This is a genomic window from Clostridium sp. CCUG 7971 (assembly GCF_017590215.1).
GTDB lineage: Bacteria > Bacillota > Clostridia > Peptostreptococcales > Peptostreptococcaceae > Faecalimicrobium.
Window position 1 is genome coordinate 1 of sequence record NZ_JAFFPK010000170.1, and the last position, 702, is coordinate 702.

Genomic DNA, 702 nt, shown 5'->3' on the forward strand with positions numbered 1-702 from the left:
GGAGTATTATTATGAGAGTGTTTACTATCACTTGAATGTTTACTCTCTTTTACAGGAGTATTATTATGAGAGTGTTTATTATCACTTGAATGTTTACTCTCTTTTACGGGCGTATTATTATTAGAGTGCTTACTATCATTTACGTGTTTACTATTATCTGAGTTTTTTATTTGATTCATAATAATTATTCTCCTTTATAATATATTACTCTTCAGAAGTTCTATATTTGCAACCACTATGGCAATCATTATGGCAACCACTATGGCAATCATTACAGCAATCATTACAGCAATGACTATCCTCAGGTTCTATATCTGTGATTACTAAAGCATTTTCATGGCATTTATGTTTTTTATCACAGCATCCACAAGTAATATATATATTTATAGGAGTATTAACATTTATTGGTCCAACATTGTTATTTGCATTTGATTGGTTATCATTATTTGCACTTGACTCAGCGCTAGTATCAGCATCAGCGTTAGCATCAATATCAGCGTCAGCGTCAGCAGTAGAGTCAGCATCAGCATCGGCAGTAGAGTCAGCATCGGCAGTAGAGTCAGCATCAGCAGTAGAGTCAGCATCAGCAGTAGCATCGGCAGTAGAGTCAGCGTCAGCAGTAGAGTCGGCAGTAGAGTCAGCGTCAGCAGTAGCATCAGCAGTAGAGTCAGCGTCAGCAGTAGAAATTCAGCAGTAGAGTCA

The 702-nt window shown here is 37.2% G+C and carries 1 protein-coding gene; it reads left to right on the top strand.

What is annotated here, in order from left to right; all coding sequences use genetic code 11:
• Nucleotides 1–316 precede the first annotated feature (316 nt).
• On the top strand, nt 317–697 hold the full coding sequence (locus JWF52_RS17670) for a hypothetical protein (protein ID WP_208334804.1): 381 nt from the start codon (nt 317–319) through the stop codon (nt 695–697).
• Nucleotides 698–702: the final 5 nt, after the last annotated feature.